The following is a 222-nucleotide window of genomic DNA, read 5'->3' as shown; positions in this document are numbered from 1 at the left end:
CGACCTCCGTGAGCGACTTTCCGTCGCTGACCACGTCCTCAACTGCCGGCCCGCTCGCGAGATAGAGTTCGACAGCCTCCAGAAACAACCACTTCTTGTCTCCGAAGGCGGTGTAGATGCTCGACGGTTTGACCCCGAGCGCGGCGGTCAATGTGGCGAGAGATGTCCCTTCATAGCCGTACCGCCAGAACAGCACCATCGCCTTTTGGAGAGCAGCATCCC

The 222-nt window shown here is 60.4% G+C and carries 1 protein-coding gene; it reads right to left on the bottom strand.

Annotation, left to right across the window (positions count from 1 at the left end):
* Nucleotides 1–222: TetR/AcrR family transcriptional regulator (locus AF337_RS06525; protein ID WP_152970938.1), on the bottom strand; the 222-nt coding region annotated here is incomplete at both ends.

The sequence above is a fragment of the Rhizobium ecuadorense genome (genome assembly GCF_001187535.1).
GTDB lineage: Bacteria > Pseudomonadota > Alphaproteobacteria > Rhizobiales > Rhizobiaceae > Rhizobium > Rhizobium ecuadorense.
This window is presented reverse-complemented; position numbering and strand designations above follow the sequence as displayed.